This window comes from Desulfovibrio sp. MES5, from assembly GCF_002237645.1.
Classification (GTDB): domain Bacteria; phylum Desulfobacterota; class Desulfovibrionia; order Desulfovibrionales; family Desulfovibrionaceae; genus Desulfovibrio.
In genome coordinates this window covers 106,627-112,791 of sequence record NZ_MJUZ01000051.1, presented here as the reverse complement: position 1 = coordinate 112,791, position 6,165 = coordinate 106,627, and the positions used below count along the sequence as shown (strand labels likewise).

Annotated in this window: 4 protein-coding genes; 1 reads left to right on the top strand and 3 read right to left on the bottom strand. The window is 59.6% G+C overall.

The genetic code is table 11. From position 1 onward, the window contains the following. Positions 1-561: 561 nt before the first annotated feature. From BCS36_RS13705 to BCS36_RS13695, 3 genes are all read right to left on the bottom strand, one after another. A complete protein-coding gene (locus tag BCS36_RS13705) occupies positions 562-1,800 on the bottom strand; it encodes an MFS transporter (RefSeq protein WP_291303400.1) in 1,239 nt (412 codons plus the stop codon). A gap of 144 nt (positions 1,801-1,944) precedes the next feature. Continuing rightward, positions 1,945-3,531, bottom strand: a complete 1,587-nt coding sequence (locus tag BCS36_RS13700) for an amidohydrolase family protein (RefSeq protein ID WP_291303399.1) — start codon at positions 3,529-3,531, stop codon at positions 1,945-1,947. Between the two features lie 164 nt (positions 3,532-3,695). Continuing rightward, positions 3,696-5,036, bottom strand: a complete 1,341-nt coding sequence (locus BCS36_RS13695; RefSeq protein ID WP_291303398.1) for a D-serine ammonia-lyase — start codon at positions 5,034-5,036, stop codon at positions 3,696-3,698. 130 nt (positions 5,037-5,166) lie between these two features. On the opposite strand from BCS36_RS13695, the gene BCS36_RS13690 reads away from it, so the two are divergent. Beyond that, the gene (locus BCS36_RS13690) at positions 5,167-6,081 is read left to right on the top strand and encodes a LysR substrate-binding domain-containing protein (protein WP_291303397.1); all 915 of its coding nucleotides are present in this window, start codon (positions 5,167-5,169) and stop codon (positions 6,079-6,081) included. Positions 6,082-6,165: the final 84 nt, after the last annotated feature.

Below are 6,165 nucleotides of genomic sequence, written 5' to 3'. Positions count from 1 at the left end.
CGTTTACGGGCCGCAAGTAACAGAAATGCAAATGTCAGATCGTGCATGCGCCTGCTAGGGCGCAGCTGGTAAGAGAGCCTTACAGGCGCATATGAAAAACCCCCGGCTATGCCGGGGGATATTTATTACTTTGCCATGGCTGGGCGGCAGCGCGCGCAGGCGTTCGCCAGGGGTCTACGTGCCTGTTTATCCGCGCTCCCAACCTCGTTACCCGCGCCCGCAGTCTCGTTACCCGCGCCTTGCAGCCGCGTAAATGCCCCCCTTGTTCTGGGCCCCAGACAGAGGGGCAACGCACAGCATGGCGCGTGGCGCAAAAATGAAACCAGCACCATTCCCGAAGGAATGGTGCTGGTTTTTCCGGTCTGGTTCTGCATCACGGGAGCAGTAACAGGCCAGCCGGACTTCAGCGGATGGATTTGCCGGAATATTTGCGCTGTCAGGCAGGCATGTTGCCGTGAACCTGCTTATGGGCAGCGTACCTTTCAAAGTGCCCTGCTACGTGAGCGGATGTCATCAACTGTCGCAAATAACTTTTCGCGACATTCTTTGCCACGAAATGCTCTAGTGATCGGCCGCCTTCCTGATGCGCGTAGAGAGCAGCGCGGCAATGGCAAGGCAGCCCACAAAAAGGTTGAAGACGATGGTATAGTTGTTGCCAGTTACCGAAAGTATGTAGCCCACCAGCAGGGGCGACAGAAAGCCCGCGATCTGCCCGGCCGTATTGACCACGCCAGCTGCGGAACCGACCATTTCCTTGGGCATGACGGCCACGGGCAGGGTGAAGATGGCTGAAAGGCCGATGGTGATGAAGAAGAAGCCCACCATCTGCGCGGCAATGGCAAGATTACCCGAAGGCGCAATGGCCGTGAGGTAGACGAAAATGGCCCCGATGACAGCCCCGATCACAACGGGCATTTGGCGGGCATTGCGAAAGAATTTGTCCGAAATGTGGCCGCTGAGGTAAAAGCCGATGGTTCCCATAAAGAAGGGCAGCGAGGCCCCCACGCCCATTTGCGAAAGGCTGAACCCGCGCGATTTGAGCAGGTATGTGGGCAGCCAGCTTGCAATGCCCCAGAAGGCGATGTTGTAGAAAAACAGGGTGAAGAAGCACCACCACACAATGGGCATCCTGACCACATCGCCAATGCCGCGCTTGTGCGTGACGGCGGGTGCGGCGGCCTCGTCCTCCTCGTAGTCAGCCAGTTCTTCCTGGCTCATATGTTTGCTCTGCTGCGGCGTATTGGACACAAAAACCCACACCAGCAGGGCAATGATAAGACCGGGAACAAGCAGGCTCAAAAACACGCTGCGCCAGCCCCAGGCCGCCACCACGCCAGCCACGAACAGCGGGGCCAGGGCGGGTCCGAGCGAGTTGGTCGTGAGCATGAAGCCATTGGCCCGGCCAACTTCTTTTTTGGGAAACCACGCCGCGATGGTTTTAAACGCCGCAGGCGGAAAGACGCCTTCGCCAAGGCCGAAGGCCACACGGATGAGAATCAGCGGATTCAGGCTTTTGGCCACCGCCGTCAGGGCCGTGAAGACGGACCACCAGGCTATGCCAAAGGCCATGACCGGGCGTGAGCCAAAGCGGTCGGCAAGAATGCCGCCGGGAATTTGCAAGATGGCGTAACTGAAAAAGAAGGCGCTCATGACGCCGCCCATTTCAAGGGTGGTCAGGCCAAACTCGTCCGCAATGAAGGGAATGGCTGTGGCCATGACCATGCGGTCCATGTAGCAGAGCAAATAGGTCATGAACATGATGACCAGCACGGTATACCGGTATTTCCATCTCTTGGGCATGGAGAACTCCTCCGTTGATGTCAGTTGACGTTGCCTTTACATCCTCAATCCAGTCCCCGCGCCTTCCGGCTCCTCCGCCCCCGGAAAAACCGAAAAGCCCTTTTAGGGGCAGGGCGGCGAAGCACGCTCCGCCGCCTCCCCCCGTCAGCGCGCCCGGTAAACCCTGCCGGATGCCGCGCCGGTGTATATGTTGTCCATCATGGCGATGCGGCCATTGACGATGACGTGCCGTATGCCCTGGTTGGGGGCGTAGCTGTCCTTGATGAAGTCGGCCGTGTCCGTGACCGTTGCCGCGTCAAAGAGCACAATGTCAGCATCATAGCCTTCCAGCAGCAGGCCTTTGCGGGCCAGACGCATGCGCCGGGCGGGCAGGGAGGTCATCTTGCGCACGGCTTCGTCAAGGCGCAGCACGCCCTTTTCGCGCACGTAATGCCCCAGCACTCTGGGCATGGTGCCCATGATGCGTGGGTGCGTCTTTTTGCCGCCGGGCACGTAAATGCCGTCAGAGCCGAACATGCCGTTGATATTGCGCATGACCGTGGCGATATCTTCATCAGATATGCTGAAGTACACGGCCACCACATCCAGATTATTGTCCGCCAGCAGCTGGAAGGCTGCGTCCAGAGGCTCCAGGCCGCGCGCGGCGGCGTATTCCGACACGCGGATGCCCACGGCCTCGGGGGTGGCGTCGGCCTTGATGACAAGCGTTCTGTCCATGCCCACGTTGCGGGCGTAGTTGTCCCAGATTTCTGTGGGGTTCATGATGGCGTGCCGCACCTGCTCGCGAAATTCCTTCGTGCGCAGATTGCTGACAAGCTCGGTCTGATCGGTCAGCAGGTAGCTTGGCGGCAGAATGGTGTTGAGGCCGGTGCAGTTGGCGTTGTAGGGGTACTGGTCAAAACCCACGGCCACGCCTTGCGCATTGGCTTCTTCAATAAGACCAAGGGTGGTATTGACCTTGCCCCAGTTGGAAAGCCCCAGCGCCTTGTGGTGCGAAATGTTGACAAAACAGCCCGAAAGCCGCGCCAGGTCGATGGCTTCTTTGACCGACTCCACAACCCTGTCCGCCTCATCGCGGATGTGGATGGTCATGATGCGGTCGTAGTCGCGCAGGATGCGGCACAGGGCCACAAGTTCATCCTGTGTGGCGATGTTTCCCGGAGGGTAGAGCATGCCCACGGACATGCCCACGGCTCCGCTTTGCAGAGCCTCACGCAGCATGCCGCACATGGCGTCCAGCTCTTTAGCCGTGGCGGGGCGATTCTCCATACCCGTAACGGCAATACGCAAGGCTCCGTGCCCAACCTGGTAGGCCAGGTTGATGGCGTGGGGGCGCGCCTCCATGGCGCGCAGAAAATCATCAAAGGTCGAAAAATCTTTGAGGTTTTTTGGGGGGGTGAGCAGCGCCATAGCAGCGGCCAGTTCTGCCGCGTGGTCGGGCGAAACCGGGGCCAGGCTCAGCCCGCAGTTGCCGGAAACATCCGTGGTTACGCCCTGCGAAAGTTTGGCATGGGTTTCTTCATCGGTGAGGGCATAGCCTTCGTCATGTCCGTGAGGATCGATGAACCCCGGCGTGCAAAAGAGCCCGGCGGCGTCAATGGTTTGGGCCGCCTCGCCTTCCACACGGCCCATGGCCGCGATGCGCCCGTCCTGTATGGCCACATCGCCGGGTTGCCAGGGGTTGCCCGTTCCATCAAGAATGCGGGCGTTTTTTATCAGGATATCCAGCATACGCACCTCCACGTTAGAGCAATTAACACTTGAAATGCTCGCTTACGGCAGGCAAAAGCCTGCCTACTCGCATTTCGTGACAAGGGTTTTCAAGAAAATCCTTGCAGAGCAGTTAACGCATTTCATTCGTACCCTGCTTGAGTGTCAGAAAAGCATGGTGAGATTCAGTACGGCGTCGCCTCGGCAGCGCTTTTTTCTCCCATGGCCAGATATGTTTGTCGTTCCTGTTCGGGCACAAGGCTGCCGCCCGTGCACCAGACAAGATGTGTGCCTTGCGCCGCATGCGGGTGCGGGCCAAAGCCGCCGTGCGCAACGTGACGCACGCCGGGAAAACCGGCCAGGGCTGAAGGCTCGAGAAAGATGCCCTCAGTCTGGAACAAGTGGTGCAAAAGCAGGTAAAGGGTTTCGTCGCGCATGGTGTACAATCCGCTCACAAGGGAGCGCATGGCGCGGCACACCAGGGCTGAAGGGCGCGAAACGGCAAGGCCGTCAGCGGCGGTCTTGCCCGGCAGGCCCAGATCCTGGCCGGAAATGGCGTCGTCGCGGCCGGTAATGAGGCCCAGAATGACGGCGGGCGCCTGGGTCGGCTCCGCAAAATAGCAGGAAACCGCATCCCCGAAGGCCAGTTTGAGGCCAAAGGTCACGCCGCCAGGGCCGCCGCCCACGCCGCAGGGCAGATAGACGCACAGGGGATGCTCCGCATCGGGGCGGATGCCCGCGTCCTTGAGCTGCTGCTTGAGGCGAAGCCCGGCCACCGCGTAACCAAGAAAAAGGTCGCGCGAGCTTTCATCATCCACAAAGTGGCAGAAAGGATCGGTAGCCGCCAGGGCGCGCCCGGCCGCCACAGCCTTGCTGTAGTCTTCGGGATATTCCACCACGGTGACGCCGCGCTGGCGCAAAAGGTCCTTTTTCCACTGGCGGGCGTCGCCCGACATGTGCACGGTGGTTTTAAAGCCCAGGGCCGCGCCCATAAGGCCCACCGAAAGGCCAAGGTTGCCCGTGGAGCCCACCGCGAGCGAATATTTGCCAAAGGCCTCCTTGGCCTCGGGCGTGGCAAGCTTGCTGTAGCAGTCGCCGGGCTTGAGAATGCCGGTTTTGAGGGCAAGGCGTTCCGCCAGGGCCATCACTTCGTAAAATCCGCCGCGCGCCTTGATGGAGCCGGACACTGGCAACTGGCTGTCCAGCTTGAGAAAAAGCCTGCCCTGCAGGGGGAGGCTCCACAGTTCTTCCAGCCGCGCCCGCATGGCGGGCACTTCACGCACGGGGGATTCAATGATGCCGCCGCTTTTGGCGGTTTCAGGAAAAACCTGCGCAATGTAGGGCGCAAACCGCTCAAGCCTGGTCATGGCGTCCAGCGCGTCTTCAAGCCCAAAGGGGTTATCGATCGCGGCTTCGACAAAAGGGCGCAGTGCTGGGTTTGTCCAGCACACGGGTTCGCCTGCGGCCATTTGGCGCAGCAGGGGATATTCTTGTACTAAATTTTCTAATGCGTTATATGGGCTCATGGGGGGGCGCTCCAAAAAGGGTTTGCACTTGATACGTATGGGTATGATTCTACCTGTTTATGCACATTGGTGTATTTCTGTGATGACGACAAACGAAAATCTTTCACGTACGCATTAGGAAAACTAATCCATGGATATGGCCGTTCTTCTTGACGTCATGCCAGCCGTGCCCTTTTTTTTGTCGGCGGCGCGGCATCTGAGTTTTACCAGGGCCGCGACGGATCTGTGCGTCACGCAGGGCGCTGTGAGCCACCGCATTCGCCAGCTTGAAGACGCGCTTGGCTTTCCGCTCTTTCACCGGTTCCCGCGCAGGCTCACGCTGACAGGCGAGGGCGAGCGCCTCTATGATATATTGCAAAGGCCTGTGTGGGATCTTGAGAATGAAATACGGCGGATACGCCATCTGGGTCTGACGGGCACGCTTATGGTGCACTGCCCGCCGTCTTTGGCTGGAACATGGCTTGTGCCGCGGCTTTGCGACTTCAGGGCGCTGCACCCCGGTGTGGAGGTGCACTTGCGCTGCCGTAATGATCTGGTGGATTTTGAGACGGATTCGGTGGATATCGCCATTTTTTATGGCGACGTGTCGGACTCGCGTCTGCATGTCATTCCCCTGATGCAGGAATTTGTGCTGCCTGTGTGCTCGCCGGAATATGCCACAGCCATGCGACTGCCCGAAAAAGGCAAGGACGGCCTCAAGGAGTGCCTGCTGCTGCACGACAACACGCCCTGGCCCAACAGCCAATATTATGATGAGTGGCAGCGCTGGGCCGAAAAGTGCGGCGTTACGGGGCTGAACGTTCAGAGCGGGTATAGCTTTGACAGGTCGGAACTGGCGGCCATGGCCGCAGAAAACGGCCTGGGCGTCGCCCTCGGGCGAAAGCAGCTTGTCAGCGCGGCACTGGCGGCGGGAAGGCTGGTGGCCCCGTTCAGGGAAGAACTGCTGGCCACGCAAAGCTATCATATCGCCTTGCGCCGTGAAGACGTGCACCGCCCGCGTATCGTGGGATTCGTCGCCTGGCTGCAAAGCATGATCGGCGCGTAGTGAGGCATTTCCTGATCGTGCTGAGGCACGGAGTGCAGTATTGTATACAGCCTGTCACAAAACGGGAGCCGACGTCAGAAGACG

What these genes read in the sequence shown, in the direction of transcription:
- BCS36_RS13705 (WP_291303400.1), bottom strand. Translation starts at nt 1,800, where the DNA reads ATGCCCAAGAGATGGAAATACCGGTATACCGTGCTGGTCATCATGTTC.
- BCS36_RS13700 (WP_291303399.1), bottom strand. Translation starts at nt 3,531, where the DNA reads ATGCTGGATATCCTGATAAAAAACGCCCGCATTCTTGATGGAACGGGC.
- BCS36_RS13695 (WP_291303398.1), bottom strand. Translation starts at nt 5,036, where the DNA reads ATGAGCCCATATAACGCATTAGAAAATTTAGTACAAGAATATCCCCTG.
- BCS36_RS13690 (WP_291303397.1), top strand. Translation starts at nt 5,167, where the DNA reads ATGGATATGGCCGTTCTTCTTGACGTCATGCCAGCCGTGCCCTTTTTT.